Source organism: Sphingomonas sp., from assembly GCF_036269755.1.
In the GTDB taxonomy this organism is placed as follows: domain Bacteria; phylum Pseudomonadota; class Alphaproteobacteria; order Sphingomonadales; family Sphingomonadaceae; genus Sphingomonas.
This window is the reverse complement of sequence record NZ_DATBDV010000014.1, coordinates 102,485-128,915: the sequence shown is the minus strand read 5'-3', so window position 1 is coordinate 128,915 and position 26,431 is coordinate 102,485. Positions and strand designations below refer to the sequence as shown.

Sequence of the window (26,431 nt, the reverse complement as noted above, 5' to 3'; positions counted from 1 at the left end):
TGAGATGCCAGCTTTCGCTGGCATGACGGGAGCGGGGAACTTGCCATCGCCCGCCGCGAAGCGCAGTCTTTCCGCCATCGAAACGAGGAGGGGTGGGTAAGATGGCAACCGGAGTGAAACCGCCGGCTTGGTTCTGGATCGTGGCACTGTTGCTGGTCGCGTGGGACGCGATCGGCGTCTATTTCTGCGTCGACCAGATTCAGCACGGCGCGATGTCGGCGATGTGGGAGCACACGCCTTATCATCTCGCCTTCTATGCCGCGCTGCCAATATGGTACAATTGGTGTTACGCCGTCGCGACGTTTGGCGGGCTGCTCGGCGGCCTGGCGCTGCTGTTGAAGGAGCGGCGCGCGGTGATCCTGTTCTGGATCTCGCTGGTCGCGGTGGTGATCCAGTTCGGCTATATCTTCGCGATGACCGACATGGTCGCGCACCAGGGTGCGGCGAAGACCGTTCCGTTCCCGATCTTCATCGCCTTGGTCGCTGCGTTCGCGATCTGGTTTTCGAGCATGGCCGCCCGCAAGGGCTGGATCGGCCAGCGCTAGACGAGGGGAGGGCACGTTCAGCCCTCCCAGCGGAACACCTCGTCGAGCGGCTTGCCGAACACTTGCGCGATGCGGAATGCGGCTTCGAGCGTGGGGGAATATTTCCCCGCCTCGATCGCCGCGACGGTCTGGCGAGTCATGCCGATGCGGTCGCCCAGTTCGGCCTGGGTCATCTCGCCCGCGAGGAAGCGCAGCAGGCGAATCTGGTTGCTGATCGGAGGATCGGCCACGCTTAGGCCCCCCGGCGATAGAGGACGATCTGCGTGGCGAAGCGCCACGCCTCGGCCAGCATGATCATCGCGAGCATGCCATTGAGCAGGTCGAACGCCGTCGCCCCGAAGTGGATGGTCGCCGAGGTCACCGCAACGCCGATCAGCAGCGGATAATAAGCTCGCCCGGCGGCGAGCGCAGCGACCATATGGTCGCGCTCGTCGCGGGGCGCGCGGGCATCGGCGGGGGAGGCGATCGCGGCGACGATGGTTGCGGCGGCGGTGATCACCGTCTGTAGCAAGACCACCTTGAGGAACAGTCCGACGGCGAAGGCGTGCGACGGGTCGCCACGATGCGCGACGAGCGTGCCAAAATAGATAGAGGCGGCGATCAGGATGGCGGCGAGCGCGATCCAGGCGGTTTTTTCTCTGAATGACATCGCGTACCTCATGTTCGAATCGATACGCGTAGTGTTATATTTATCTAACATTATGTCAACAGAGATCAGCAAGCAGGGTGTGGACGCTAGCGAGCGCTTGGCGAAACGGGTAGGGGCGCCGGCATGTCCACGACCTTCACGATCGACACTTCGACCAGCCGCGCGCATCCGACGCCGGCGCCGATGAAGCGGCTGACCGTGCCCGCGATCCAGCGGCGCAAGGTCGATGGCACGACCGCCGAGCCTTTGGTCATGCTCACCGCCTACACGGTGCGGATGGCGCAGTTGCTCGATCCGCATTGCGACTTGCTGCTGGTCGGCGATTCGCTGGGGCAAGTGGTGTACGGGCTGCCCTCGACGCTGCCGGTCACGCTCGACATGATGATCGCGCATGGCGCGGCGGTGGTGCGCGGCAGCTATCACGCGGTGGTCGCGGTCGACATGCCGTTCGGCAGCTACGAAGCCTCGCCCGAGCACGCCTTCGCGAGCGCAGCGCGGGTGCTCGCCGAGACCGGCTGCGCCGCGATCAAGATGGAAGGCGGCGCGGCAATGGCGCCGACGATTCGGTTCCTGACCGAGCGCGGCATTCCGGTGATGGCGCATGTCGGGCTGACGCCGCAAGCGATCAACGCGCTCGGCGGCTATGGCGCGCGCGGGCGCGGCGATGCCGAGGAAGCGAAGATTCTCGCGGATGCCGAAGCGGTGGCGGCGGCGGGCGCCTTTTCGACGGTGGTCGAGGGCGTGGTCGAGCCGCTCGCGCGCCGGATCGCCGAGTCGAGCGCGATACCGGTGATCGGGATCGGCGCGTCGGCGGCGTGCGACGGCCAGGTGCTCGTCGCCGAAGACATGCTCGGGCTGTTCGAGCGCACGCCCAGATTCGTCAAACGCTTCGACGACATGGCCGGCCGCATCAGCGACGCCGCCGCGCGCTATGCGGCGGAGGTGCGGGCGCGGACGTTTCCGGGGGACGAGCAGGTGTACGCGGTGAAGGGCTAAGCACGCGTCACCCCGGCCTTGTGCCGGGGTCCGCGGTTCGGCACACGATGGCACCGATGCGAGAGCGAATCCCCTGCGTCTATATCCTCGCGAGGTCGTATAACGGCACACTGTATGTCGGCGTGACCTCGAATTTGATCGATCGCATCATCCAGCACCGCCACGGCACGTTCGACGGCTATACAGAGCGGTACGGGATCAAGCGGCTGGTCTATTATGAGGTGGCCGAGACGATGGAGATGGCGATTTCGCGCGAGAAGCAACTCAAACGGTACCGCCGCGAATTCAAACGCAACTTGATCGAGCTTGAAAATCCGGCGTGGCACGATCTTGCCGTCGGCCTCGGCCTGCCACCATTGGCCGCTTAGCCAAGCGCGGACGCGGACCCCGCACAAAGGCCGGGGTGACGGTTGTTTCCCTAACGCTCGTTGCGTTTCGCCCGCGTCCCGCTAAGGTCCGCCGACCCAATTCCCACCACAATCGGAGCCTACACCTTGGCCGTGACGCCGAATACCGATGAAGCTTTCCTGCGCGAGGTCGACGAGGAGCTGCGCCGCGACCAGATCGCGGGGGTGTGGACGTCGCACGGCCGGCTGATCGTCGGTGCGATCGTTGCCGGACTCCTGATCTTCGCGGCCGTGCTCGGCTGGCGCTATTGGAACAACAGCCGCGCCGAAGCGCAGGCGGTCAAGCTGCAGAGCGCGTTCGATGCGCTGGCGGCGGGGGATGCCGCCAAGGCCAAGGCGCCGCTCGCCGAGCTCGATGACGCAAGCGCACCCGGTTATCGCGCGATTGCGCGGATGACCGAAGCCAACCAGCTGGCCCAGGCCGGCAAGACCAAGGATGCCGTCGCCAAATTCGCCGCGGTCGCCGCCGATACTTCGATCGGCAAGCCGCTGCGCGATTACGCACTGGTGCGCCAGACCAATATCGAGTTCGACAGCCTCGCGCCGCAAACCGTCATCGACCGGATGCGGCCGCTGGCGACCAAGGATTCCGCGTGGTTGGGCAGCGCCGGCGAGATGGTCGCGATGGCGTATCTGCGGCTCAACAAGCCCGACCAGGCGCGCGCGATGTTCAAGACCATCACCGAAAGCGAAAACGTCCCCGATTCGATCCGTCAACGCGCGGTTCAGGGCGTCGATGCTGTGGATGTCGGCACGACCGACCAGAAGGGCAAGTAAATGACGACGAAGTGGCGGGTTCCGATCGCGGTGATGGCGCTGACCGCGCTCGCTGGGTGCGGCGTGTTCAAGGGCGGCGGGCGCAAGACCCCGACGGTCGGCGATCGCGTGCCGATCCTGGTGTCCGAGACCGACGCCAAGCTCGATCCCGCGATCAGCGGTCTGCAAGTGCTGTTGCCGCCCGCCACGGTCAACGCCGATTGGGCGCAATCGGGCGGCAACGCCGAGAAATCGATGGGGCATGTGGCGCTCGGCGACACCGTCGCGCGAAGCTGGACCGCGACGATCCCGGCGGGATCGAACCGCGAGCGGCTGGGAAGCTCGCCGGTGATCGCGGGCGGCAAGCTCTACGTCGTCGACGTCGATGCGATGCTCCACGCCTTCGACGCCGCCACCGGTGCGGCGCTGTGGACGGTGCCGGTCGCCAAGGGCAGCGAGAACAAGGCGGCGCGGTTCGGCGGTGGCGCCAGCGTCGAAAACGGGCGCGTCTACGCGACCGACGGGTTGGGCGATGTGGTCGCGTTCGACGCCAATACCGGTGCCGAGATCTGGCGCGTCAAGCCCGGCGGCCCGCTGCGCGGCTCACCGACGATTGGCGTCGACCAGCTCTACGTACTGAGCCAGGACAACCAGCTGTTCGCGCTGTCGATCGCCGACGGGTCGCAGAAATGGAGCGCGTCGGGCAGCCTCGAATCGCAGGGCGTGTTCGGCGTGGCGGCGCCCGCGGTGGCGCGCAGCACGATCGTTGCCGGCTTTTCGTCGGGCGAGCTCAACGCCTATCGCTATGAAAACGGCCGGACGCTGTGGGGCGACGCGCTGTCACGCACCAGCATCTCGACCTCGGTGTCGAGCCTGTCGGACATCGATGCCGACCCGGTGATCGACCAGAACCAGGTTTATGCGCTTGGTCAGGGCGGCCGCATGGTCGCGCTCGACCTGGCCAGCGGCCAGCGCATCTGGGAACAGAATTTCGCGGGCATCTCGACGCCCTGGCTGGCGGGCGAATGGCTGTTCGTCGTGACCGACGAGAGCAAGCTCTATTGCCTCCAGCGATCGACCGGCAAGGTGCGCTGGATCAGCCAGTTGCGGGCGTTCAAGACCGAGAAGAAGAACAAGAAATCGGGGCCGTTGACCTGGTACGGGCCGGTGCTCGCCGGCGGGCGGCTGATACTGACCAGCTCGCTCGGCGAAGTCGTGTTCGTCAATCCCGGCGATGGCACGGTCGGCCAGACGATCGACAACAAGGTGGGCTTCACGCTCGGCCCTGTGGTCGCCAACAACACGCTCTACACGCTCGACGAGAGGGGCCGGGTTACGGCGTATCGGTAAGAGTTTCCTCTCCTTGAGGGGAGAGGATAGCAAAGCTTGGCAGCTTGCTGCCTAGCGTAGCTTGGAGAGGGTGATGCGGAACGCAGTTCCGCGCGGTCCTGCGGACCGCACCCCTCTCCCAGCTCCGACCAGGCAGCGAGCTGCCAAGTCTTCGTATCCCTCTCCCCCAAGGGGAGAGGGCGTGACGTACTGTATTCCCCCCGCTACACGCGCGCCATGCCCTTACCCACCATTGCCATTATCGGCCGACCCAATGTCGGCAAGTCGACCCTGTTCAATCGACTGGTGGGCAAGAAGCTCGCATTGGTCGACGACCAGCCCGGCGTCACGCGCGACCGGCGCGAGGGCGACGCACACCTGATCGGGCTCGATTTCCGCCTGATCGACACTGCGGGGTATGAAGACCTCGACGCAGCGACGCTGCCGGGCCGGATGCGGCAGCAGACCGAAGCGGCAGTGGCGCAGGCCGATGTCGCCTTGTTCCTGATCGACGCGCGCGCCGGGCTGGTGCCGCTCGACGAGGAAATCGCGCGCTGGCTGCGCGGCTCCGCCACGCCGGTCATTCTGGTCGCGAACAAGGCCGAGGGGCGCGCCGGCGAGGCCGGCATGCTCGAGGCATTGTCGCTCGGGTTCGGCGATCCGATCGGTCTGTCGGCCGAACACGGCGACGGCATGGTCGATCTGTTCGACGTGCTGCTGCCCTTCTTCCCCGAGCCTGCAGAGGCGACCGAAGAGGAGGATGACGAGCGCCCCGACGCGCCGCTCAAGCTGGCGATCGTCGGGCGGCCCAATGCGGGCAAGTCGACGCTGATCAACCGCATGCTCGGCGAAGACCGCCTGATCACCGGGCCCGAGGCGGGGATCACGCGCGATTCGATCGCGATCGACTGGGTGTGGAACGACCCCAGGAACGGCCCGCGCGACGTTCGCCTGATCGACACCGCGGGCATGCGCAAGCGCGCCAAGGTCCAGGACAAGCTCGAGAAGCTGTCGGTCGCCGACGCCCTGCGCGCGGTCGATTTCGCCGAGGTCGTGGTGCTGCTGCTCGACGCGACGCTGGGTCTGGAGGCGCAGGACCTGCGAATCGCCGATCGCGTGCTCGAGGAAGGCCGCGCGCTCGTCATCGCGCTCAACAAATGGGACGTCGCCGAAAACGCTTCGTCGCTGTTCAACGGCGTCAAGAAAGCGCTCGAGGACGGGCTCAGCCAGGTCAAGGGCGTCACCGTCATCACCGTCTCGGGCGCGACTGGGAAGGGGATCGACCAATTGCTCGGCGCGGCGTTCGAGACTCGCGAGGCATGGTCGAAACGAGTCGGCACGGGTGAGCTCAATCGCTGGTTCGAACGCGCGATCGAAGCCAATCCGCCACCCGCGCCGGGGGGCAAGCGAGTCAAGATGCGCTATGTCACGCAGGTCAAGACCCGGCCGCCGAGCTTCGTCATTTTCGGCACGCGGGTCGATCAATTGCCGGCGAGCTACGAGCGCTATCTGATCAATTCGATGCGCCGCGATCTCGGGTTCGGCGCGGTGCCGGTACGGCTGACTTTTCGCGCGCCCAAGAACCCGTTCGACCGTTCCAAGGACTGATCGCAGGAAAATCAGGCACGCCAGTCACTTATCGATTGGGCAGGCGTCGCGTTATCAACCCCTCGTTTACCCCCGCTTGCTAGAAGCTGGTATCGAAGTGTGCCGCTCGGGGGACGGACGGAGACAATGGTGACGATCGACAACGGGCAATTGGTCGACTGGACCGCGTTCCAGGCCGCGCGCAGCGAGCTTGGCGCCGGCTTCGTCCGCATCCTCGGCTATTTCCGCGAGGACGGGGTCAAGTCGGTCGCCGCGATCGAGGACGCGATGCGCAACGGCAATGCCGCGGCGCTGGTGCTGCCGGCGCACACGCTGAAGGGCGAGTCGCGCCAGTTCGGCGCCGAGCCGCTGTCGCACCTCGCCGAGGAGATCGAGCATATCGCACGGGCGTGCGTCGAGACTCGCGACCGCCCCGACCAGGCGCTGGAATTCGTCGTCAAGCTGCGCCCGACCTTCGAAGCGACGCTGACGATGCTCGAGCGCGAGGCGAACCCGCTGGTCGAGCGGCGTCCTGCCTTCGGCCGCCGCGCCGGCTGAACCGCGCGGATCACGCTTCGCGGCGAACGAACGGCTGCAGCCGACCGCGGGCGGCACTGCGCCACAGCCATTCGAACGGACCATAAGCGAAGCGGTCGAGCCAAGGCTTCGACCAGGCGAGCATCACCGCCCACACCACCGCCACCACGATCAGGCACTGCCAGCGCTGCAGATAGCCGTACCAGCCCAGCCCATAGCCGTTGAAGAACAAGGTTACGGCGATGCTGGTGCCGAGATAATTAGAGAACGCCATCCGCCCGGCGGCGGCGACGCGGTCGGCGAGCCAGCGCGCGCGGCCGCCCTGCACGAACAGGATGACGAGTGCGGCATAGCCGATGCTCAGGAACGGACGGAGCAGGGTGAGCTGGATCGCCTCGGTCGCGATCATCGTCAGCGGCGCGAAGTCGGTGCGCTGCAGCCACGTCACCAGCGGCACATACCCCAGCCAGAACACGGGAATCGGCGCGGCGGCGATCCAATATGCCCGCCTCGACCACGCGCCCGAGAAAAAGCCGAGGCGGAACAGCGCGATGCCGATCAGCATCAGCGCGATCGTATCGGGCAGCATCTCGACGTTGATCACGCTCTGGAGCAACCAGGCATCGGGGCGGCGCGTGCGAAACGCATCGGCGTAGCCGCCGCGAAACCCGGCGAGTGTCGCCGGGATCGTGTCGCGCGATGGTGCCGCGTCGCGCTGGAAGGCGTGCCAGGCCGCTGTGGCGGGTGGGGAGGGCGTCGGTCCCTCGGCGGCACTGCGCAGCGTCGCGACTTGCTGATACGCCGTCACGCCGTCGACGAGCTTGAACGCGAGCAGCGCGATGCCGATCGTGAGCAACACGCGCGGCCGCCAGCGCCAGGCAACGAACAGCAACGCGCCGCACACCGAATAGAGCACCAATATGTCGCCCGACCAGATCAAATAGGCGTGGATCATCCCGAACGCGAACAACGTCGCCATCCGCGCATAGTGCACGCGCGCCGGGCTCTCGCCGCTGGCCAGCGCGCGCTCGGCGATCAGCACGGTCGACGCGCCAAACATCATGGTGAACAGCCCGCGCATCTTGCCGTCGGCGACGACGTAGACGATCGCCCATTCCCACCAGTTCGCGCCGCTCGCCCCGCCGTAGAAATTGGGATCGACATAGGCGTAGCCGGGCATCGCCATGTCGATCACGTTGAGCAGGAAGATGCCCATGACGGCGACCCCGCGCACGGCGTCGAGCGTGCGGAGGCGAGCAGCCGGCGGCGACTGGGTCAACGCAGCGCCTTGCGGATCACCAGCTTGAGTCCCGACCATGTCGCGTCGACCGCACAGGCCTTCACGTCGACCAGACCGATCGGCAAGGCGACCGCGCGGATCACGTCCTCGGTGATGTCGGTCGGCACCTTCGACGCCTTTTTGGGCCAGGACACCCAGATTTGCCCGGCGGGCCGGATGAGCGAGCGCAGGCCGCCGAGCAGCCGCTCGAGCGCCGCGCGTTCGGTGACGAAGACGTGCGCCGCGTCGAGTCCGGCGACCGCCTCGTGCTCCTCGATCAGCCCGACCGCGAGCGGATCGCTCTCGGCGCGAACGCTCGGCGGCATGGCGTCAAACCACGCACGCATTCCGGCTTTCAGCCCCAATTTCGTCGCCAGCGGCGTGCCGGAATAGCCTGCGGTCATGAGCGAAACTACCACGTGCTGTATCTAACCGTCACTCCGGCCTGGTGCCAGGGTCCGCACCGCAACTTGATGCCATTGCGACCGGCACGGCGGATGCCGGGACGAGCCCGGCGTGACGGCTCGGCCCTACGCGATCGTGTCGCCCATCAGCTGCGGGAAGAACCCCTCGTGCGCGACTCGCAGATCGGCGAGGGTGACGCACCAATCGCCTTCGTCGAGCTCGAAGATCAACCGGTCCCGGATCGTACGCCCGATCGGGTCGGCCGGAACGTCGGCTTCGGCCGCGTCGGCGAGGAATTCGGCGAGGTGGTCGTCGGGTACGGTGACCAGATACAGCCCCTGGTCCTCGCCGAAGAACGAGCCTGCGACGCCGAACGGCTGCGCTTCGTTGATCATCGCGCCGATGCCGCTCGCCAGCGCCATTTCGGCGATAGCGACCGCCATGCCGCCGTCGGAGACGTCGTGGCACGCGCTGACCGCGCCCTTGGCGATGCACGCCCGCACGAAATCGCCGGTGCGGCGCTCGGCGCGAAGATCGACCGGGGGCGGGGGTCCGGCCTCGCGGCCATGGATTTCTCGCAGCCAGATCGACTGGCCGAGATGCCCGCCGCGCTCGCCCACCGCGAGGATCGCGTCGCCAGTGCCCTTGAACGCGATGGTCGCGGACCTGGTATAATCGTCGAGCAGCCCGACCCCGCCGATCGCGGGGGTAGGCAGGATCGCCGATCCGCTGCCGTCGTCGTTCTTGGTTTCGTTATAGAGGCTGACGTTGCCGCTCACGATCGGGAAGTCGAGCGCCGCGCAGGCCTCGGCCATGCCTTCGATGCAGCCGACGAACTGCCCCATGATCTCGGGCCGCTGCGGGTTGCCGAAATTCATGCAGTCCGTGGTGGCGAGCGGCTTCGCACCGACTGCGCAGAGATTGCGCCAAGCTTCTGCGATTGCCTGCTTTCCACCTTCGAACGGATCGGCGAGGCAATAGCGCGGCGTGCAATCGGTGGTGATCGCCAGGCCCTTTTGCGTGCCATGAACTCGCACCACCGCGGCGTCGCCGCCGGGGCGCTGGATGGTGTCGGCGCCGACTTGCGAGTCGTATTGCTCCCAGATCCAGCGGCGGCTGGCGATGTCGGGCGACGCCATCAGCTTGAGCAAGTCGCCCGTTAGGTCGTTGCACTCGCGCTCGTCGGTCAGATCGGCCGGCGGTTCGGTGCGGACGAACGGGCGGTCGTACGCCGGCGCTTCGTCGGCGAGCGGTCCGAGCGGGATGTCGCACACGGTTTCGCCGTTGAATTTCAACACCATCCGCCCGGTATCTGTCACCGCTCCGATTATCGCGAAATCGAGCTCCCATTTGCGGAAGATCGCCTCGGCCTCGGCCTCGCGCCCGGGCTTGAGCACCATCAGCATGCGCTCCTGGCTCTCCGACAGCATCATCTCGTAGGGCGTCATCCCGTCCTCGCGGCAAGGGACGGCGTTCATGTCGAGCTCGATTCCGACGCCGCCCTTGCTGGCCATCTCGACCGACGACGAGGTGAGGCCCGCCGCGCCCATATCCTGGATCGCGACGATCGCGTCGGACGCCATCAGCTCAAGGCACGCCTCGATCAGCAGTTTCTCGGTGAACGGATCGCCGACCTGCACCGTCGGGCGCTTTTCCTCCGAATCCTCGGAGAAATCGGCCGACGCCATGGTGGCGCCGTGGATGCCGTCGCGCCCGGTCTTGGAACCGACATACACGATCGGATTGCCGATGCCGGAAGCGGCCGAATAGAAGATCTTGTCGGTCTCCGCGACGCCCACCGTCATCGCGTTGACGAGGATGTTGCCGTCATAGGCGGCGTGGAAATTGACCTCGCCGCCCACTGTCGGCACCCCGACGCAATTGCCGTAGCCGCCGATGCCGTGGACCACGCCTGCGATCAGGTGGCGCATCCTGGGATGGTCGGGCCGGCCGAAGCGCAGCGCGTTGAGATTGGCGACCGGCCGCGCGCCCATAGTGAACACGTCGCGCAATATGCCGCCGACTCCGGTCGCCGCGCCCTGATACGGCTCGATGTACGAAGGGTGGTTGTGCGACTCCATCTTGAAGATCGCCGCCTGACCGTCCCCGATGTCGATCACGCCGGCATTCTCACCCGGCCCACAGATCACCCAGGGCGCCGTGGTCGGTAGCTTTTTCAGATGGATACGGCTGGATTTGTACGAACAATGTTCGGACCACATCACCGAAAAGATGCCGAGCTCGGTCAAGTTCGGCTCGCGTCCCATCGCGTGCAGGACGCGCTCATATTCTTGCGGAGACAGGCCGTGCTCGGCGACGATTGAGGCGGTGATTTCTGGCGTAATCGCGGTCATGCAGCGCCCTTAGCGGCGCGCGCGCCAAACGTCATCCACTCAAGCTACGTTCAGGCCGTTCGTGCGTTAAGGTCGCGATGGAAGGGTATCTCGGCCAACCTGGGCGCTGGAAGGGCGCAGTCGGCGCCGTCCTGGTGCAGGGCGCGTTGCTGTGGGTGCTCGTCGCCGGGCTGGCGGTGAGCAATTCGCCGGCGCTGCGCGACAAGATCGCGCTGTTTTCGATCGCGAACGACCAGCCCCCACCCCCGCCGCCGCTGCCGCCGCAACCCAGGAAAGAGAGCGCGAAGGAGGGCGCGGCGTCGCCCGCCAACATCCGTTCGACAGCCACAGAGGTGGTGGCGCCGAAGCCGGTGCTGCCACCGCCGCCGCAGCCGATCGCCGCTGCCCCGGTCGCCAATACCGGGGTGCAATCGACTCAGGGAGCGGCGCCAGTGCCGGGGCCGGGCACCGGCGCGGGCGGAGTCGGCAACGGCTTCGGCAGCGGCGGCGATGGAGACGGCGACGGGGATGGCAGCGATGGCGGCGGCACGCCGCCCAAGCGCACCGGCGGACGGATCAAGGGCAGCGACTTGCCCGAGGACCTTGCCAGCCTGATGCAGGACGGCGTCGACCGAGTCGTCGGCGTCAATTACGCGGTGGAGGCCGACGGGCGGGTCGACGATTGCCGGATCACGCGGTCGAGCGGGATTCGCGAGCTCGACATCCGGACATGCGAACTGATCGAGCAGAAATTCCGCTATCGCCCGGCGCTCGATGAAGATCGCCAGCCCGTGAAGTCCTACGTGGTCGAGAATCAGAGCTGGAATTTCAGCGTCGAGCGCGAGCGGCGGCGCTGACGCAGGATACTGATTTGGGAACTCCGGCCGCGTAACGATCGTTCTGCGCGGCGTTCCCTCTTCAGGAGAAGTATCATGCGTTCGATCCGAATGTTGGCCTGCGCGAGCGCGCTGGGCCTGACACTGGCCGTGTCGTCTCCCGCCTTTGCCGACGGCAAGATGGACCGCGCCCGGGCCGCTGTCGCCGAAGCGCGCGGCAAGGTCGATGCGGCGACGCGCGCGGGCACCGGCGGCGTTGCTCCGCGCACGCTGACTCAGGCGCAGGACGCGTTGCGAGTCGCCGAGGACGACCTCAAGGCGACCCGCAAGGACAAGGCGATCGCCGACGCGCAGGAAGCCTCGCGGCTCGCCGACCTCGCGCTCAACGAGGCCCAGCGCGCGCGGGTCGATCGCGAGCGTGCCGACCGCGCCGCTGCCGACGCGCAGGCCGCCGATGCCGCGCGTGCTGCGGAAGAGGCCAATGCGCGGGCTCGCGCTGCGGAGGCGGACGCCGCCGCAGCGCGCAACGCGCCGCCACCCCCGCCGGTGATCATCGCCGCACCGGTCCCGGCTCCCGCGCCTGCACCCGCGCCGACCCGGACCACGGTCACGACCTCGACGAGCGCGCCCGCCGCGGCGACTCGCGTCGTCGTCCGGCGCGCGCCTGCCCGGCGCGTGGTCAAACGCCGCGTCGTCCACAAGGCCGCACCAGCGCGCCCCGCTGTGAAAACCAAGACCACGGTCACGACCACGACAGGCTGACGTGCGACCGCCCGTCCGATGCGTGAGTCAGAGGATTTCGCGCACTTTTTCGGGCGGGCGGCCGAGCACCACGCCCTTGACGGTTTCGACCAACGGGCGTTCGATCAGGATCGGGTGCGCGACCATCGCGTCGAGGATGGCGTCGTCGCTCGCCTGGCGGAGCGGCTTGGCGGCATCCTCGCCGCTGCGCAGTCCCTCGCGCGGGGTCAGCCCGGCGCGTTTATACAGGTCGGCGAGCCGCTCGCGCGACGGCGGGTTGTGGAGATAATCGATCACCTCGATCTCCGCGCCGCCCTCCTGCAGGATCGCAAGCGCCTCGCGCGATTTCGAGCAGCGCGGATTGTGCCAGATCGTCGCCTTCACGCCTTCGCCTCTTTCACGAAATCGATGTCGCGCCGTTCGGGGCCGAGCCATGTCCAGATGACAAGCACCACCGCGGTAACCCCCGCGACCAATGCGAGTGCTAGGCCATAATTGCCATCGTGCGTCCGCGCAAACCAGGCCTGGAATGGCCCGTTGCGCGACGCGATCAAGTTGCCGAGTTGGTAAGCGAAGCCTGGGAACAGCCCGCGGGCTAAAGCGGGCGACAGTTCGTTGAGGTGCACCGGCACGATGCCCCATGCACCCTGCACCGCGATCTGCAGCAGGAACGCGCCGAGCCCGAGCAGCATCGGCGTGCTGCCAAACGCCCAAAGCGGTATCGCCGGTAGCGCGAGCAGGCTCGCGATCATGATCGCGTTCTTGCGACCAATCTTCTCGGACCAGATTCCAAAGGTTAGCCCGCCGATTATCGCGCCGACGTTCATGATCGCGGTCAGGATGCCGACGGTGTGCGTGTCGAAGCCGTGCTGCTTCTGCAGGAAGGTGGGATACTGATCCTGCGTGCCGTGGCTGAAGAAGTTGAAGGCGGTCATCAGTACCACGAGGTAGAGCGCGATCTTCCAGTGCCGACCGATCTCGACCAGCGGATTGACCCGCGCCTTCGCCGCATTGATGAGATGCACCGGGCTCTCGTCGACGTGCATCCGGATCAGGAAGACGAGCAAAGCTGGGGCGATGCCGACAAAGAACATGCCCCGCCAACCGATCCTGTCGAACAGCAGGTAATAGACCAGGCTGGCGAGGAAATAGCCCGACGGATAGCCGCTCTGGAGGAGGCCCGAGACGGGGCCGCGCAGCTTGGGCGGAATGCTCTCCATCACGAGGCTCGCGCCAATGCCCCATTCTCCGCCCATCGCGAAGCCAAAGGCCGCACGGACAGCGAGCAGCATGCTGAGCGAGGTGGCCAGGCCCGAAGCAACCGAAAAGGCGGAGAAAGCGAGGATCACTCCCATCAATACCGGGCGGCGGCCGTAGCGGTCGGCGAGCCAGCCGAATGCGAAGGCGCCAAACGGTCGCGCCGCGAGGGTGAGGAACAGTGCTTCCGACACCGCCTCGTCGGTCGCGCCAAATTCCTTGGCGATCGCGCCTTTGAGGAACACCAATAGGAAGAAATCGAACGCGTCGAGGGTCCAGCCGAGATAGCTCGCCCAGATCGCGTGGACCTGGCTCCGGTTGAGGCCTTTTAGCTCGGCGGCCAGCGACATCATGTTCTCCCGTTCTGCCCTGAACGGCTAGCGCACCGTCCGGGTCCGCGCCACCCACCAGGCGAGCGCCGTCAGTACGGCATAGGCGAACAGCCCGAGCCAGCCGGCGGCGGGCGGTGCCCCGCCCACCGCCTCAGGCTGCGGCGTCGCCCAATTGACCGCCTGGAGCGCGCCCATCCCGATCGCGAGCACGAGCGGCGACCATTTCCCGGCCGTGCCGGCGGCGCGCGTGCGGCTGACGAAGAAAGCGAGGCCGCCATAGGCGAACGCCAGCTCCAGCGGAACCTCGATCCACGGATGGTTCCATAGCCCCAGCCCGAGTTTGGGCGCGCTCCCGGCGAGCGTGAGGTCGGGGCGGTGGACGATGAGGTCGATGACCCAGTGCGACACCACCACCACGCCGCCGATCGCCGCCGCTGCCCAGCTGCCGCGCAGCAGCTTGATCGCAATCGCGAACAGCACGCCCCAGCCGATCGCGCCGACGAGGCTGTGCGTCCACGGCATGTCGTAGAGGTCCATGCCGTTCATCGCGGTGGCGAGCGGCACCACCCGCAAATGCTCGACGCCGAGGATCAGGAAGCTGAAGAACGCGATGTCGACGAGCTGCGCCGCGACGAACAACGCCCCGAGCCGCGGTGCCCTGCGCGATGTCGCCGCGACGAACGCGGGCGCGTAATGGCCGATGAACATGGCTTGGTTCCCCCCGGTGCTCCCGCGAAGGCAGGAGCACCGGAGCCAAGCAATGAACGGCGCGTGATGCAACCCCGGGCTCCTGCCTTCGCAGGAGCATGTTGCTATGGCCGGACCGGCTGCTCGCCCACCTCCTGCTTCGCCAACCACTCTTCAAGCCATTTGATCGTATACTGCCCCGCCTGGAACTCGGAGTCCTCGATCAGCGCTTGGTGGAGCGGGATGGTGGTCTTCATGCCCTCGACCACGAACTCCTCCAATGCACGCCGCAGGCGGCGGATCGCGCCGGCGCGGGTGGTTCCGTAGACGATCAGCTTGGCGATCATCGAATCGTAGTACGGCGGCACGCGGTAGCCGGCGTAGAGACCGCTATCGACGCGAACGTTCATCCCGCCGGGCGCGTGATACTGCTTCACCAGGCCGGGCGAGGGGGCGAAGGTGCGCGGGTCCTCGGCGTTGATTCGGCATTCGATCGCGTGGCCGCGGAAATGGACGTCCTCCTGGCGCAGCGTGAGGCCGTGGCCCTCCGCGACTCGGATCTGCTCGCGGACGAGGTCGAGCCCGGTGATCGCCTCAGTCACCGGATGCTCGACCTGAAGCCGCGTGTTCATCTCGATGAAGTAGAATTCGCCGTCTTCCCACAGGAACTCGATCGTCCCCGCGCCACGATAGCCCATATCGGCCATCGCCTTGGCGACGATCCCGCCCATCCGCGCGCGATCCTCGGGCGTGATGACGGGGGAGGGCGCCTCCTCGAGCACCTTCTGGTGGCGGCGCTGCAGGCTGCAGTCGCGCTCGCCGAGGTGGATCGCGTTGCCCGCGCCATCGCCGAACACCTGGAACTCGATGTGACGCGGATTACCGAGATATTTTTCGAGATAGACGGTCGCGTCGCCGAACGCGGCCTTGGCCTCGCTACCCGCCTGCTGCATCTGAGTTTCGAGTTCTTCGGGGGTCGCGACGACCTTCATCCCGCGCCCGCCGCCGCCGGAAGCGGCCTTGATGATCACAGGATAGCCGGCGTCTTGCGCGATCTTCTTCGCCTCGCCCACATCGCTGATCGCCCCGTCCGATCCGGGAACCAGCGGCAGGCCGAGCGCGCCGGCGGTCCGCTTGGCCTCGATCTTGTCGCCCATCGTGCGGATATGTTCGGGCTTGGGGCCGACGAAGACGATGCCGTGCGCTTCGACGATCTCGGCGAACTTGGCGTTCTCGCTAAGGAAGCCGTAGCCGGGATGGATCGCGTCGGCATGGCTGATCTCGGCCGCGGAGATGATCCGCGGGATGTTGAGGTACGATTCGCCCGCGGGCGGCGGGCCGATGCACACCGCTTCGTCAGCCAGCCGCACGTGCATCGCGTCGGTGTCGGCGGTCGAGTGCACCGCGACCGTCTTGATCCCCATTTCGTGGCACGCGCGATGGATGCGGAGCGCGATCTCACCGCGATTGGCGATCAGCAGTTTCTTGATTTCCGGCATGGGGCGCCGACTATTCGACGACGACGAGCGGCTGGTCGAACTCGACCGGCTGGCCGGTCTCGATCAGGATCGCCTTTACCGTGCCGGCGGCGGGCGCAAGGATCGGGTTCATCACCTTCATCGCCTCGATAATCAGCAAGGTGTCGCCGGCTGCGACCTTTTGCCCGATCGCGATGAACGGCTTCGCCTCGGGATTGGGCGAAAGGTAGGCGGTGCCGACCATCGGCGACTTGACCGCGTTCGCAGCGCTGGCGGCCGGAGCAGCTTCGGCGGCGGGAGCCGCGGCTACGACAGCGGCCGGCGCGGGTGTGGCGGGGGCCGGCGCATAGTTCACCGGCGCGGGCGCGGCGTGGATTTCGCGCGCGACCCGGACGCGCCGATCGCCGTCCTCGACCTCGATCTCGGTCAAATTGGTGTCGTCGAGCATCGTCGCGAGCTGGCGCACCAGCTCGACGTCGATCCGCATTGCCCCGTCTTTCTCGTCTGCCATTTGACCCTATCTCTTATCGGCCCCTGTTACGGGCGGAGTGAAAGGCGCGGCCTGTGTCAGAGACTGGCGGCGGCTTCAAGCGCGAGCATATACGAAAGCGCCCCGAAACCAGAAATGGTTCCGCACGCGGCACGACCGACGAAGCTGGCGTGGCGGAAGTCCTCGCGCGCCAGCGGGTTGGACAAATGCACCTCGATCACCGGCACGTCGATCGCTTTGATCGCATCGTACAGCGCGACCGAAGTATGCGTCAGCGCGCCCGCGTTGAGCAGGATCGCCTTGACTCCGCGGTCCTGCGACTCGTGGAGCCAGTCGACCAGATGCCCCTCATGATTCGACTGGCGCAGGTCGATGACGAAGCCCAATTCCTTGCCGCGTTCGGTCAACCGCGCGGCGATGTCGTCGAGCGTGTCGGACCCGTAGATGTCCGGCTCCCGGCTCCCGAGCAGGTTGAGGTTGGGGCCGTTGAGCACCAGGATCGTCTCGGTCACCGATGGCCTTTCGTTGTGGCGCGACTGGTCGCGTCGCTATATCGCGATTTGCCATGAATACCATGCACACCGACGGTACCGTTTCGATCCAGGTCAATGGCGAGCATCGCCGGGTGGCGGCGGGGCTAAGCCTCGCGCAGCTTGCCGCGGAGCTTGGGCTGGTGCCGGAGAAGGTGGCGGTCGAGCGTAATCTGGCGGTCGTGCCGCGCTCGACGTTGCGAGAGGTGTGCGTCGAGGATGGCGACGAGATCGAGATCGTGCATTTCGTCGGGGGTGGGTGACACTTGACCGTGCTCCGGCGCAGGCCGGAGCGCTGGAGATCGATAGCCGGCCGCCGCCGGCCAACGGTCCGGCCTTCGCCGGACCACGATGAGAGGTTTGATTGCCCATGAACATCGCCACCCCAGTCACCGTCGCGCAGGACGACAGCTGGACCGTCGCCGGCAAGACGTTCCGCTCGCGCCTGATCGTCGGCACGGGCAAGTATAAGGATTTCGCGCAGAACGCCGCCGCGCTCGAAGCGTCTGGGGCCGAGATCGTCACCGTCGCGGTGCGCCGGGTGAACGTCAGCGATCCCAAGGCGCCGATGCTGACCGACTTCGTCGACCCCAAGAAGGTTACCTACCTACCCAACACCGCGGGCTGTTTCACCGCCGACGAGGCGATCCGCACGCTACGGCTGGCGCGCGAGGCGGGGGGCTGGGACCTGGTCAAGCTCGAAGTGCTGGGCGAGGCGCGGACACTCTATCCCGATATGAGGGAAACGCTCAAAGCGACGGAAATCCTTGTCAAAGAGGGTTTCAAGCCGATGGTCTATTGCGTCGACGACCCGATCGCCGCGAAGCAGTTGGAAGAAGCGGGCGCGGTCGCGATCATGCCGCTGGGCGCGCCGATCGGATCGGGGCTTGGCATCCAGAACCGCGTGACGATCCGGCTGATCGTCGAGGGCGCGGGGGTCCCGGTGCTGGTCGATGCCGGGGTCGGCACCGCATCCGACGCTGCGGTGGCGATGGAGCTCGGCTGCGACGGCGTGCTGATGAACACCGCGATCGCCGAGGCCAAGGATCCGGTGATGATGGCGCGCGCGATGAAACTGGCGGTCGAGGCCGGACGTTTGGCGTATCTTGCCGGACGAATGGGGCAGCGGCGGTACGCCGATCCCTCTAGCCCACTCGCGGGGCTGATCTAAAGGAGGCCGAATGCGCCGTTTCGTCATCGCCGGCTTCGCGTTGCTCGCCGCGTGCAACCCCGCGCCCAACGTCGACAACAAGAGCGCGGAGGTCAACGAAACGCTGCCCGCCAAGCCGCTCGCGGCGCAGCCGGTGACGCTGAAGGCGGTCGACGGCGTTACGGTCTACGGCACTTTCTACCCGGCCAGCGAGCCCAAGGCGCTGATCCTGCTGTTCCACCAGGCGGGGTCGTCGAGCGCCGAATACGCCCAGATCGCGCCGCGGCTGGCGCAGGCGGGGTACGAATCGCTCGCGATCGACCAGCGCGCGGGCGGCAACCTCTACGGCGCCAACCGCACGATGGCGGGCTATTCGGGCGAGACCGACTATCTCGGCGCGCTGCCCGACATGGAGGCGGCGCTGGCCTGGGCGAAGGGTCGGACGCTGCCGGTGGTGCTGTGGGGGTCGAGCTATTCGGCGAGCCTGGTGTTCATGCTCGCCAACGCCAAGGACGCGCAGGGCACGGTCAAGGCCGTGATTGCGTTTTCGCCCGGCGAATATTTCAGCGACAAGACAATGGTCGAGGCGGCCGCCGCCAAGGTGAGCGTGCCGGTGTTCGTCACCTCCGCCAACTCGACCGAGGAAGAGGGCGACGCCAAGGCGATCCTGACCGCGACCAAGAGCGTCGATCGCCAGCTCTATGTCCCGATGACGGGGATCCATGGCTCGTCGACGCTGATCGCGGGGAAGAATCCCGGCGGCGCCGAGGAGAATTGGCGCGCGGTGCTCGGCTTCCTCAAGCGAATCTTTCCCTAACTTCGATCAGGAACTGGGGCTCGCGCCAATCGTTTTGATTTCGCAACATGAGCGCGGCCACCCCCGTCGCGCGTTGCGAAAAGGATCATTCGCGATGGGTGAACTCACCGACAAGATCAAAGGCAATGTCGACGAAGCCGTCGGCAAGACCAAACAGGCGATCGGCGGGCATCAGGGCGATGCCGATCTGCACGACGAAGGCGTCGCCCAGCAAGGCAAGGGCAAGGCCGAACAGTTCGTCGGCAAGGTGAAGGGCGCGCTGGGCGACGATATTTGACACCGCGCGCACGCGTTTAGCGGCGCTGAACGCGAGACGCGCCAGTTCGGCCGGCGGCCGCAGGCCGGCCGACGACGCGGCTTTGCCGCGGCGCCACTACCAGCAATATTGGGGCCGTCCGGCACAGGACGGCCCCTTTCCTTTGCGCGTCGCTCGCGGCAATAGTCGTTCGAACACCGGGTACGTTGGCCCGGCAATGGAACGAGGAGCGCGTATGGCCGAGATCGAGATCGTCACCGACGGATTGCGCTTTCCCGAAGGGCCGGTGGCGATGGCTGACGGCAGCATCATCCTGGTCGAGATCGCCGCGGGCCGGATCACGCGGGTGCGGCCCGACGGCTCGAAGGAGATGGTGGCCGAACCCGGCGGCGGTCCCAACGGCCTTGCGATCGGCCCCGACTGCAAGCTCTATTGCTGCAACAATGGCGGCTTCAATTACGTCGAGGCCAACGGATATCTCGCGCCGCACGGGCAGGCCGACGACTATTCGGGCGGGCGGATCGAGCGGATCGATATCGAATCGGGCGCGGTCGAGACGCTCTACAAGGACGGCGATTTCGGCTGCGTGCTGCGCGGGCCGAACGACATCGTGTTCGACGATGCCGGCGGTTTTTGGTTCACCGACCATGGCAAGACCCGGACCCGCGAGCGCGACGTCACGGGGGTGTTCTACGCGAAGGCCGACGGTAGCCACCTTGAGGAAGTGATCTTCCCGAGCGAGAACCCGAACGGCGTCGGGCTGTCGCCCGACGGCAAGCGGCTCTACGCTGCGGAAACGTACACTTGCCGGCTGATGGCGTTTAACGTGATCGCGCCGGGGAAGGTCGACGGCACGGCAGGCCCAGGCGGTCCCGGCATCCCGCTGTACCGGCCAGCGGGATACAAATTCTTCGATTCGCTCGGCGTGGAGGAAAGCGGCAATATCTGCGTCGCGACGATTGGCGAGTGCGGGATCAGCGTGATTTCGCCGGCGGGCGAACTCGTCGAGTTCGTGGCGACCGACGACATCTTCACCACCAACATCTGCTGGGGCGGCGCGGACCTGCGCGACGCCTATATCACGCTGTCGGGCAGCGGACGGCTGGCGAAGATGCGCTGGCCGCGGCCGGGACTCAAGCTGCAGTACAACGGATAACCCGCATGATTCGCATCATCGGCAACCACGTCTCGCCCTATGCGCGCAAGGTGTTCCTGGCGCTCGACCACAAGGAGGTCGATTACGAGATCGACCCGATCGTGCCGTTCTTCGGCGGCGACGACTTCACGCGGCTCAACCCGCTGCGGCGCATCCCCGTGCTGATCGACGGGGACCTCGTGATCCCCGATTCGACGGTGATTTGCGAATATCTCGACGACCGTTTTCCCGAACGGCCGCTCTATCCCGCCGATCCGGCGCAACGCGCGCGGGCGCGGTGGCTGGAGGAGTTCGCCGACAGCCGGTTGGGCGACGTGATGATCTGGAAGCTGTTCTTCCAGCGCAACGTCAAGCCGCGCGTCTGGAAGCAGGAGACCGACGAGGCTTTGGTCGCGCAGGTCGTCGCGCAGGATTTGCCCGAAGTGATGGATTGGCTCGAACCGCAGGCGCCCGCCGCCGGCTATATGTTCGACGATCTGTCGATGACCGACCTGACCTTCGCCAGCTTCTTCCGCAACGCCGCGCTCGCCGGGTGGAGCCTCGATGCCGAGCGCTGGCCGCGAGTCGCGGCGTGGATCGACCATGTCCAGGCGACGCCGTTGTTCGCGCGATCGGTGATGTTCGAGCAGATCATGCTGACCACGCCGGGCCGCGAGGTTGCCGCCGCGCTGACCGCGGGCGGGCTCAAGGTCGCGGCAACCAGCGTTCGCGGCGATGCGCCGCGGCGCGGGCCGATGTCGGTGTGAAGCGCGATACCGTCCTCTTCGATTTCGGCGGCGTGATCACGTCGTCGCCGTTCGAGGCGTTCAACCGGCTGGAAGCGGAACGCGATTTGCCGCGCGACTTCATCCGCCGCGTCAATGCGCTCGAGCGCGACGGCAACGCCTGGGCGCGGTTCGAGCGCGCCGAGATCGACGGCGCGATGTTCGATGCGATCTTCGCCGAAGAAGCGCGCGCGCTGGGGCATGAATTGCGCGGCGAGGACGTGCTCGCGGTGTTGGCCGGCGATGTCCGCCCGGAGATGGTCGCGGCGCTCGATTGGCTGAAGCGCAACGGGTACCGGATCGGCTGCATCACCAACAACGTGCCGACCGGCAACGGCGCGGGCATGGCCCGGGCGGCCGAAAAAGCCGCGGTGGTCGCCGCCATCCTGGCGCGGTTCGACTGCGTGATCGAAAGCTCGAAGGTCGGCATCCGCAAGCCCGATCCGGCGATCTACCAAATGGCCTGCGATGCGCTCGGCGTGCGGCCAGAGCAGTGCGTGTACCTCGACGACCTCGGAATCAACTGCAAGCCGGCGGCGGCGATGGGGATGGCGGCGATCAAGGTGACGAGCGGCGCTCAGGCGCTGGCCGCGCTGGAGAAGGTGCTGGGTTTACCTCCCGGAACCTTCTAGGCACGGGCCCATGGCTATGCGCAGACACCGGGAAGGGCACCTCGTTCAGCGGATCGGCTGGCTTCGCGCCGCCGTGCTCGGGGCGAATGACGGCATCTTGTCAACCGCGAGCCTGATCGTCGGCGTGGCGGCGGCGAATGCCAGCCAGGCGTCGATCCTCATTACCGGAATTGCCGGGCTGGTCGCGGGCGCGATGTCGATGGCCGCGGGCGAATATGTCTCGGTCAGCTCGCAGGCGGATACCGAGCGCGCCGATATCGCGCGCGAAACCGCCGAGCTCAACGAAGAACCCGAGGCGGAGCGGCTGGAGCTCGCGGCTATCTATCGCCAGCGCGGGCTGGACCACGATCTCGCGCTGCAGGTTGCCGATCAGCTGATGTCGCACGACGCGCTCGGTGCGCATCTGCGCGACGAGCTCGGCATATCGGAGGAGGTCGCGGCGCGTCCGGTGCAAGCCGCGCTGGCGTCCGCGGCGAGCTTCGCGACCGGCGCGATCCTCCCGGTGTTGACGGTATTGGCGTTCAGCGGCGAGCGCTTGGTCGTCGCGGTGACGATCGTCAGCCTCGCGCTGCTTGCGACGACGGGTGCGATCGGCGCGCGCACGGGCGGCGCGAGCATCTGGCGCGGCGCTGCGCGAGTGGTCTTCTGGGGCGCGCTCGCGATGGCGGTCACGGCCGGCATCGGCCACCTTTTCGGCGCGCGCGTCTGATCTCAAACGCCGCGCGGCGGCCGCCGGATGCGCTTGCTCCGCCGCGTCGCGGCTTCTATCGCTGCGCGACGTTCAAGGAGTTCGCATGGCGCGTAAGCTTTATCCCGACGCCGCATCGGCGCTCGACGGCCTGTTGTTCGACGGCATGACGATCTGCGCCGGGGGCTTCGGCCTGTGCGGCATTCCCGAGCGGCTGATCGATGCGATCCGCGATGCCGGCACCAAGCAACTGACGATCGCCAGCAACAATGCCGGAATCGACGGCGAGGGGCTCGGCAAGCTGCTGCGCACGCGCCAGGTCGCGAAGATGATCTCGTCCTATGTCGGCGAGAACAAGGAGTTCGAGCGGCAATATCTGAGCGGGGAGCTCGAGGTCGAATTTTGCCCGCAAGGCACGCTCGCCGAACGCTGCCGCGCGGGCGGGGCGGGGATTCCCGGCTTCTACACCAAGACCGGTGTCGGTACCTTGGTTGCCGATGGCAAGGAAGTGAAGAGCTTCGATGGTGAGGATTACATCCTCGAACGCGGCATCCGCGCCGACCTTGCGATCGTCAAGGGGTGGAAGGCCGACGAGAGCGGCAACCTCCTGTTCCGCAAGACCGCGCGCAACTTCAACCAGCCGATGGCGACCGCGGGCAAAATCTGCATCGCAGAGGTCGAGGAAGTGGTGCCGGTCGGTGCGCTCGATCCCGATCAGATTCATTTGCCCGGCATCTACGTCAATCGCCTGATCCTCGGCGCGCCGTACGACAAGAAGATTGAGTTCCGCACCGTTCGCGAAAGAAATGGGCGCGATCGGGTCGCGGCATGAAGCGCCTCCTCGTCCTGGCACTGCTCGCGGGCAGCACCACGCTCAGCGGATGCATCGTCGCGGCCGCGCCGCTGCTCGCGGCCGGCGCGATCGGCAAGAGGCAGCTCGACAAGAAGCGCGACCCGGACCTGCCGTCGAGTCGCGCGCCGGTCGTCGCGCTGACGCCGCAAGCGGCACCGGCAGGCATCCCGGCGGGGCAAGCGGTCCCCTCCGGAACGACTGCCACCAATCCCGCGCCGCCGCCGGGGAGCGTGCCGCCGGGGATGCAATATCTCTACGGATCGGGCGAGGCGTCGGCGATCAGCATCCAGGCCTATCTCGGGTTGACCGATTTCCTGCTCGCGCGCGCCAGCGACTTCCAGGTCGGGCATCCGGTGCAATCGGTGGTGATGGCGCCCAACGCCACGCTCGCCGCGCCGAGCTTCATGACCTGCGCCGCCAATCAGCAGCCGGCGGTGGTGCTCGACATCGACGAAACCGCGCTGATGAACCTGGGCTACGAGGCCGACGACAGCCAGCGCAACGGGCCGTACGACCAGGGCCGCTGGGATCGCTGGGAGACGAGCGGCGTCGGCGCGGTGGACCCGGTCCCCGGCGCGCTCGAGGCGATCCGCGCCGCGCGCCGTGCGGGTATCCAGGTGGTGTTCAATTCGAACCGATCGTCCGCCACCGCCGATTCGACCGTCGCAGCGCTGACGCTCGCGGGGCTTGGCCCGGTGGTGCATTTCCAGAATCTGTGGCTCAAGGGCGACGGCGGCACGCCGGGCGGTGGCAAGGACGGACGGCGCTGGGCGATCTCCGCCAAATATTGCGTCATCGCGATGGTCGGTGACCAGCTCGGCGACTTCAGCGATCTGTTCAACTCGCCGGAGCTGACTGTCGCTCAGCGCCGCGCGGCGACCAATTCGCCGATGCTCAGGATGCTGTGGGGGCATGGCTGGTTCATGCTGCCCAACCCGGTGTACGGCACCGCGCTGAAGGGAGATATCGACGCGGTGTTCCCGGCGAACCGCCGCTGGACCGATCCCGGCCCGGCGATCGGTGCGGTGCCCGCGCCCGTGGCGGCTCCATCGCCCAAGCCATGACCGACAAGCCGGTTCCGATCGACCTCGTCCCCTATTCGGACATGCTCGCCGGATCGCGCGAGTTCCTGCGCATGTGGGCCAAGCGTGAGGGACAGGCGGTGTGTTTCGTGAATCCCGCGGCATTGAACCCCGATCCGGCAACCTTTGGCGTCGCGCTGGTGGATGCTGTCCGCCACGGCGCGCGCGCCTGGGCGCAGGCAGTCGGCGTGACCGAGCAGGAGGCGCTTGAGCGTATCTGGTTTGGTGTCGACGCCGAACGCAACAATCCCACCGATCTTGGCAAGGAAGTGAACTGATGGCCCAGGAAACCAAGGGCTGGACTCGCGACGAGATGGCCGCGCGCGCCGCGAAAGAATTGCGCGATGGTTATTACGTAAATTTGGGGATCGGCATTCCCACCCTCGTCGCGAACCACATCCCGCCGGGCGTCGAGGTGACGCTGCAATCCGAAAACGGCATGCTCGGGATCGGGCCGTTTCCCTATGACGATCAGGTCGATCCCGATCTGATCAATGCGGGCAAGCAGACCGTGAGCGAGCTGCCGCAGACGGTCTATTTCGGGTCGGAGCAGAGCTTCGCGATGATCCGCGGCGGACATATCGATCTCGCGGTGCTGGGCGCGATGGAGATCGCCGAGAATGGCGACATCGCCAATTGGATGATCCCAGGCAAGATGATCAAGGGCATGGGCGGCGCGATGGACCTGGTCGCTGGCGTCAAGAAGATCATCGTGGTGATGGAGCATACCAGCAAGAACGGGGACCCCAAGTTCATCCCGGCCTGCACGCTGCCGCTGACGGGGAAGAACGTGGTCGACATGATCGTCACCGATCTGTGCGTGTTTCAGCGCCCCGATCACCAATCGCCGTTCCGCCTGATCGAGCTGGCGCCGGGCGTGACCGCGGACGAAGTGGCGACGAAGACGACGGCGAAATACGACGCGCTGATTTCGGCGTGATCCGCCGCTGGCTGGTCCTCGGGGTCGTCGTCCTGGTGGCGGGGTTGGGGATCATGGCCGTGACGGTTTCCCCGCCTGGATTGCTCAGCATTGTCGATAGCGTCGTCGGCGGCGGCTGGGGCGCGAGCCGGCCGGGCAGCGATATCGCGTTCGGGACGCACGGCCAGACGCTCGACGTCTGGGCGCCGTCGCAAAAAGCGGCGGCACCGCGTCCCGTGCTGATCTTCTGGTATGGCGGCGGTTGGGTGAAGGGGGACCGCCGCGCCTATGCGTTCGCGGCGCGGGCCTATGCGAAGGCCGGGTTCGTTGTCGTCGTGCCCGATTACCGCAAGGTGCCGGCGATCCGCTTTCCGGCGATGCTTCAGGACGGCGCGCAGGCGGTCAAATGGACTCGCGATCACATCGCCCTCTATGGCGGAGATCCATCCCGCATCGCGTTCGCCGGGCATTCGGCGGGGGCTTACACCGTGGCGATGCTCGCGCTCGACCAGCGCTGGCTGCGCGCCGAGGGAGTCGATCCCGGCATCGTCAAGGCGGCGGTCGGGCTGTCGGGACCGTACAATTTCTATCCGTTCACCTCGAAGCGCGCGATCGACGCGCTCGGCAATGCCGCCGATCCGAAAATGACTCAGCCGATCACCTTCGCGCGCCCCGATGCACCGCCGATGCTGCTCGTCACCTCGACCGGCGATACCGAGGTCAAGCCGCACAATGCCTTTGATCTTGCGAAGAAGCTCAAGTCGCTCGGTGCGCGCGTGACGCTGATCGACTATCCCGGCCTCAGCCACGAAGACGTCGCGATGGCGCTGTCCAGGCCGTTCCGCGGAAAAGGCCCGGTGCTCGCCGACAGCGTCGCGTTCCTGAACGATGCGCTGATGCAACGTTCCGGCCGATAGTTCATTGTACGAGGGCCCCTCCC

The 26,431-nt window shown here is 66.7% G+C and carries 32 protein-coding genes and 1 pseudogene; 22 read left to right on the top strand and 11 right to left on the bottom strand.

Annotation, left to right across the window (positions count from 1 at the left end; all coding sequences use genetic code 11):
- Window positions 1–101: 101 nt before the first annotated feature.
- Window positions 102–545 (top strand): hypothetical protein, encoded by a 444-nt coding sequence (locus VH326_RS10105; protein ID WP_329631686.1) that lies wholly within the window; start codon window positions 102–104, stop codon window positions 543–545.
- Window positions 546–562: 17 nt separating this feature from the next.
- Here VH326_RS10105 and VH326_RS10100 read toward each other — a convergent pair whose 3' ends face one another.
- A complete protein-coding gene (locus VH326_RS10100; RefSeq protein ID WP_329631685.1) occupies window positions 563–775 on the bottom strand; it encodes a helix-turn-helix transcriptional regulator in 213 nt (70 codons plus the stop codon).
- Between the two features lie 2 nt (window positions 776–777).
- The gene (locus VH326_RS10095) at window positions 778–1,194 is read right to left on the bottom strand and encodes a hypothetical protein (RefSeq protein WP_329631684.1); all 417 of its coding nucleotides are present in this window, start codon (window positions 1,192–1,194) and stop codon (window positions 778–780) included.
- A 123-nt stretch (window positions 1,195–1,317) separates the two neighbouring features.
- Here VH326_RS10095 and panB point away from each other — a divergent pair, with 123 nt between their 5' ends.
- From panB to VH326_RS10065, 6 genes are all read left to right on the top strand, one after another.
- On the top strand, window positions 1,318–2,190 hold the full coding sequence (panB, locus tag VH326_RS10090) for a 3-methyl-2-oxobutanoate hydroxymethyltransferase (protein ID WP_329631683.1): 873 nt from the start codon (window positions 1,318–1,320) through the stop codon (window positions 2,188–2,190).
- Between the two features lie 56 nt (window positions 2,191–2,246).
- Window positions 2,247–2,558: a GIY-YIG nuclease family protein gene (locus tag VH326_RS10085; protein ID WP_329631682.1), complete on the top strand. Its 312-nt coding sequence runs from the start codon at window positions 2,247–2,249 to the stop codon at window positions 2,556–2,558.
- Between the two features lie 132 nt (window positions 2,559–2,690).
- A complete protein-coding gene (locus VH326_RS10080) occupies window positions 2,691–3,374 on the top strand; it encodes a tetratricopeptide repeat protein (protein ID WP_329631739.1) in 684 nt (227 codons plus the stop codon).
- Window positions 3,375–4,703 (top strand): PQQ-binding-like beta-propeller repeat protein, encoded by a 1,329-nt coding sequence (locus tag VH326_RS10075; RefSeq protein WP_329631681.1) that lies wholly within the window; start codon window positions 3,375–3,377, stop codon window positions 4,701–4,703.
- A gap of 216 nt (window positions 4,704–4,919) precedes the next feature.
- Complete coding sequence (der, locus tag VH326_RS10070; RefSeq protein WP_329631680.1) at window positions 4,920–6,290, top strand: ribosome biogenesis GTPase Der; 1,371 nt, start codon at window positions 4,920–4,922, stop codon at window positions 6,288–6,290.
- Between the two features lie 126 nt (window positions 6,291–6,416).
- Window positions 6,417–6,827, top strand: coding sequence for an Hpt domain-containing protein (locus VH326_RS10065; protein ID WP_414714267.1), 411 nt, complete (start codon window positions 6,417–6,419; stop codon window positions 6,825–6,827).
- A gap of 10 nt (window positions 6,828–6,837) precedes the next feature.
- On the opposite strand, the gene VH326_RS10060 is transcribed toward VH326_RS10065, so the two are convergent.
- From VH326_RS10060 to purL, 3 genes are all read right to left on the bottom strand, one after another.
- Window positions 6,838–8,085: a DUF418 domain-containing protein gene (locus VH326_RS10060; RefSeq protein WP_329631678.1), complete on the bottom strand. Its 1,248-nt coding sequence runs from the start codon at window positions 8,083–8,085 to the stop codon at window positions 6,838–6,840.
- Window positions 8,082–8,504 (bottom strand): hypothetical protein, encoded by a 423-nt coding sequence (locus VH326_RS10055; RefSeq protein ID WP_329631677.1) that lies wholly within the window; start codon window positions 8,502–8,504, stop codon window positions 8,082–8,084. The genes VH326_RS10060 and VH326_RS10055 overlap by 4 nt, the downstream gene beginning before the upstream one ends.
- Window positions 8,505–8,615: 111 nt before the next feature.
- Window positions 8,616–10,844, bottom strand: coding sequence for a phosphoribosylformylglycinamidine synthase subunit PurL (gene purL, locus VH326_RS10050; RefSeq protein ID WP_329631676.1), 2,229 nt, complete (start codon window positions 10,842–10,844; stop codon window positions 8,616–8,618).
- A gap of 77 nt (window positions 10,845–10,921) precedes the next feature.
- Here purL and VH326_RS10045 point away from each other — a divergent pair, with 77 nt between their 5' ends.
- Window positions 10,922–11,680 (top strand): energy transducer TonB, encoded by a 759-nt coding sequence (locus VH326_RS10045; protein WP_329631675.1) that lies wholly within the window; start codon window positions 10,922–10,924, stop codon window positions 11,678–11,680.
- A 75-nt stretch (window positions 11,681–11,755) separates the two neighbouring features.
- A complete protein-coding gene (locus VH326_RS10040; RefSeq protein WP_329631674.1) occupies window positions 11,756–12,421 on the top strand; it encodes a hypothetical protein in 666 nt (221 codons plus the stop codon).
- A gap of 27 nt (window positions 12,422–12,448) precedes the next feature.
- Here VH326_RS10040 and arsC read toward each other — a convergent pair whose 3' ends face one another.
- The 6 genes from arsC to aroQ form a co-directional block, all read right to left on the bottom strand.
- Window positions 12,449–12,784 carry an arsenate reductase (glutaredoxin) gene (gene arsC, locus VH326_RS10035; protein ID WP_329631673.1) on the bottom strand — a complete coding sequence of 112 codons (336 nt, stop codon included), beginning with the start codon at window positions 12,782–12,784 and terminating at the stop codon, window positions 12,449–12,451.
- Entirely contained in the window at window positions 12,781–14,007 is a 1,227-nt protein-coding gene (locus VH326_RS10030; RefSeq protein WP_329631672.1) for an MFS transporter, read from the bottom strand. Before VH326_RS10030 ends, arsC begins: the two co-directional genes overlap by 4 nt.
- A 27-nt stretch (window positions 14,008–14,034) precedes the next feature.
- On the bottom strand, window positions 14,035–14,697 hold the full coding sequence (locus VH326_RS10025) for a hypothetical protein (protein WP_329631671.1): 663 nt from the start codon (window positions 14,695–14,697) through the stop codon (window positions 14,035–14,037).
- A 104-nt stretch (window positions 14,698–14,801) separates the two neighbouring features.
- A complete protein-coding gene (gene accC, locus VH326_RS10020) occupies window positions 14,802–16,175 on the bottom strand; it encodes an acetyl-CoA carboxylase biotin carboxylase subunit (RefSeq protein WP_329631670.1) in 1,374 nt (457 codons plus the stop codon).
- A 10-nt stretch (window positions 16,176–16,185) separates the two neighbouring features.
- Entirely contained in the window at window positions 16,186–16,665 is a 480-nt protein-coding gene (gene accB, locus VH326_RS10015; RefSeq protein WP_329631669.1) for an acetyl-CoA carboxylase biotin carboxyl carrier protein, read from the bottom strand.
- 56 nt (window positions 16,666–16,721) lie between these two features.
- Window positions 16,722–17,156 (bottom strand): type II 3-dehydroquinate dehydratase, encoded by a 435-nt coding sequence (gene aroQ / locus VH326_RS10010; protein ID WP_329631668.1) that lies wholly within the window; start codon window positions 17,154–17,156, stop codon window positions 16,722–16,724.
- Between the two features lie 62 nt (window positions 17,157–17,218).
- Here aroQ and thiS point away from each other — a divergent pair.
- From thiS to VH326_RS09945, 13 genes and pseudogenes are all read left to right on the top strand, one after another.
- A pseudogene (gene thiS / locus VH326_RS10005) lies at window positions 17,219–17,434 on the top strand (sulfur carrier protein ThiS); the annotation flags it as partial.
- A gap of 110 nt (window positions 17,435–17,544) precedes the next feature.
- Window positions 17,545–18,345: a bifunctional sulfur carrier protein/thiazole synthase protein gene (locus tag VH326_RS10000; RefSeq protein ID WP_329631667.1), complete on the top strand. Its 801-nt coding sequence runs from the start codon at window positions 17,545–17,547 to the stop codon at window positions 18,343–18,345.
- A gap of 10 nt (window positions 18,346–18,355) precedes the next feature.
- A complete protein-coding gene (locus VH326_RS09995) occupies window positions 18,356–19,141 on the top strand; it encodes an alpha/beta hydrolase (RefSeq protein WP_329631666.1) in 786 nt (261 codons plus the stop codon).
- A gap of 94 nt (window positions 19,142–19,235) precedes the next feature.
- Window positions 19,236–19,418, top strand: a complete 183-nt coding sequence (locus tag VH326_RS09990) for a CsbD family protein (RefSeq protein WP_329631665.1) — start codon at window positions 19,236–19,238, stop codon at window positions 19,416–19,418.
- A gap of 214 nt (window positions 19,419–19,632) precedes the next feature.
- Window positions 19,633–20,553 (top strand): SMP-30/gluconolactonase/LRE family protein, encoded by a 921-nt coding sequence (locus VH326_RS09985; RefSeq protein WP_329631664.1) that lies wholly within the window; start codon window positions 19,633–19,635, stop codon window positions 20,551–20,553.
- Window positions 20,554–20,558: 5 nt separating this feature from the next.
- Window positions 20,559–21,299 carry a glutathione S-transferase family protein gene (locus VH326_RS09980; RefSeq protein WP_329631663.1) on the top strand — a complete coding sequence of 247 codons (741 nt, stop codon included), beginning with the start codon at window positions 20,559–20,561 and terminating at the stop codon, window positions 21,297–21,299.
- Window positions 21,296–21,949: an HAD-IA family hydrolase gene (locus VH326_RS09975; protein WP_329631662.1), complete on the top strand. Its 654-nt coding sequence runs from the start codon at window positions 21,296–21,298 to the stop codon at window positions 21,947–21,949. Before VH326_RS09980 ends, VH326_RS09975 begins: the two co-directional genes overlap by 4 nt.
- Before the next feature lie 16 nt (window positions 21,950–21,965).
- Complete coding sequence (locus VH326_RS09970; protein ID WP_329631661.1) at window positions 21,966–22,658, top strand: VIT family protein; 693 nt, start codon at window positions 21,966–21,968, stop codon at window positions 22,656–22,658.
- An 85-nt stretch (window positions 22,659–22,743) separates the two neighbouring features.
- Complete coding sequence (locus tag VH326_RS09965; protein WP_329631660.1) at window positions 22,744–23,469, top strand: CoA transferase subunit A; 726 nt, start codon at window positions 22,744–22,746, stop codon at window positions 23,467–23,469.
- Entirely contained in the window at window positions 23,466–24,554 is a 1,089-nt protein-coding gene (locus tag VH326_RS09960; RefSeq protein WP_329631659.1) for an HAD family acid phosphatase, read from the top strand. The genes VH326_RS09965 and VH326_RS09960 overlap by 4 nt, the downstream gene beginning before the upstream one ends.
- The gene (locus VH326_RS09955) at window positions 24,551–24,850 is read left to right on the top strand and encodes a DUF5076 domain-containing protein (protein WP_329631658.1); all 300 of its coding nucleotides are present in this window, start codon (window positions 24,551–24,553) and stop codon (window positions 24,848–24,850) included. Before VH326_RS09960 ends, VH326_RS09955 begins: the two co-directional genes overlap by 4 nt.
- Entirely contained in the window at window positions 24,850–25,512 is a 663-nt protein-coding gene (locus VH326_RS09950; RefSeq protein ID WP_329631657.1) for a 3-oxoacid CoA-transferase subunit B, read from the top strand. Before VH326_RS09955 ends, VH326_RS09950 begins: the two co-directional genes overlap by 1 nt.
- Window positions 25,512–26,408: an alpha/beta hydrolase gene (locus VH326_RS09945; RefSeq protein WP_329631738.1), complete on the top strand. Its 897-nt coding sequence runs from the start codon at window positions 25,512–25,514 to the stop codon at window positions 26,406–26,408. The genes VH326_RS09950 and VH326_RS09945 overlap by 1 nt, the downstream gene beginning before the upstream one ends.
- Window positions 26,409–26,431 lie beyond the last annotated feature (23 nt).

Excerpts from the sequence above, each read along its gene's own strand:
- VH326_RS10075 (WP_329631681.1), top strand. The coding sequence starts at position 3,375 with ATGACGACGAAGTGGCGGGTTCCGATCGCGGTGATGGCGCTGACCGCG.
- VH326_RS09980 (WP_329631663.1), top strand. The coding sequence starts at position 20,559 with ATGATTCGCATCATCGGCAACCACGTCTCGCCCTATGCGCGCAAGGTG.
- VH326_RS10030 (WP_329631672.1), bottom strand. The coding sequence starts at position 14,007 with ATGTCGCTGGCCGCCGAGCTAAAAGGCCTCAACCGGAGCCAGGTCCAC.
- VH326_RS09970 (WP_329631661.1), top strand. The coding sequence starts at position 21,966 with ATGCGCAGACACCGGGAAGGGCACCTCGTTCAGCGGATCGGCTGGCTT.
- VH326_RS10025 (WP_329631671.1), bottom strand. The coding sequence starts at position 14,697 with ATGTTCATCGGCCATTACGCGCCCGCGTTCGTCGCGGCGACATCGCGC.
- accC (WP_329631670.1), bottom strand. The coding sequence starts at position 16,175 with ATGCCGGAAATCAAGAAACTGCTGATCGCCAATCGCGGTGAGATCGCG.
- VH326_RS09960 (WP_329631659.1), top strand. The coding sequence starts at position 23,466 with ATGAAGCGCCTCCTCGTCCTGGCACTGCTCGCGGGCAGCACCACGCTC.
- VH326_RS09990 (WP_329631665.1), top strand. The coding sequence starts at position 19,236 with ATGGGTGAACTCACCGACAAGATCAAAGGCAATGTCGACGAAGCCGTC.
- purL (WP_329631676.1), bottom strand. The coding sequence starts at position 10,844 with ATGACCGCGATTACGCCAGAAATCACCGCCTCAATCGTCGCCGAGCAC.
- VH326_RS09995 (WP_329631666.1), top strand. The coding sequence starts at position 18,356 with ATGCGCCGTTTCGTCATCGCCGGCTTCGCGTTGCTCGCCGCGTGCAAC.
- VH326_RS10105 (WP_329631686.1), top strand. The coding sequence starts at position 102 with ATGGCAACCGGAGTGAAACCGCCGGCTTGGTTCTGGATCGTGGCACTG.
- VH326_RS09965 (WP_329631660.1), top strand. The coding sequence starts at position 22,744 with ATGGCGCGTAAGCTTTATCCCGACGCCGCATCGGCGCTCGACGGCCTG.
- VH326_RS09955 (WP_329631658.1), top strand. The coding sequence starts at position 24,551 with ATGACCGACAAGCCGGTTCCGATCGACCTCGTCCCCTATTCGGACATG.
- VH326_RS10085 (WP_329631682.1), top strand. The coding sequence starts at position 2,247 with ATGCGAGAGCGAATCCCCTGCGTCTATATCCTCGCGAGGTCGTATAAC.
- VH326_RS10045 (WP_329631675.1), top strand. The coding sequence starts at position 10,922 with ATGGAAGGGTATCTCGGCCAACCTGGGCGCTGGAAGGGCGCAGTCGGC.
- panB (WP_329631683.1), top strand. The coding sequence starts at position 1,318 with ATGTCCACGACCTTCACGATCGACACTTCGACCAGCCGCGCGCATCCG.
- accB (WP_329631669.1), bottom strand. The coding sequence starts at position 16,665 with ATGGCAGACGAGAAAGACGGGGCAATGCGGATCGACGTCGAGCTGGTG.
- VH326_RS10095 (WP_329631684.1), bottom strand. The coding sequence starts at position 1,194 with ATGTCATTCAGAGAAAAAACCGCCTGGATCGCGCTCGCCGCCATCCTG.
- VH326_RS10000 (WP_329631667.1), top strand. The coding sequence starts at position 17,545 with ATGAACATCGCCACCCCAGTCACCGTCGCGCAGGACGACAGCTGGACC.
- VH326_RS10040 (WP_329631674.1), top strand. The coding sequence starts at position 11,756 with ATGCGTTCGATCCGAATGTTGGCCTGCGCGAGCGCGCTGGGCCTGACA.
- der (WP_329631680.1), top strand. The coding sequence starts at position 4,920 with ATGCCCTTACCCACCATTGCCATTATCGGCCGACCCAATGTCGGCAAG.
- VH326_RS09950 (WP_329631657.1), top strand. The coding sequence starts at position 24,850 with ATGGCCCAGGAAACCAAGGGCTGGACTCGCGACGAGATGGCCGCGCGC.
- VH326_RS10065 (WP_414714267.1), top strand. The coding sequence starts at position 6,417 with ATGGTGACGATCGACAACGGGCAATTGGTCGACTGGACCGCGTTCCAG.
- VH326_RS09985 (WP_329631664.1), top strand. The coding sequence starts at position 19,633 with ATGGCCGAGATCGAGATCGTCACCGACGGATTGCGCTTTCCCGAAGGG.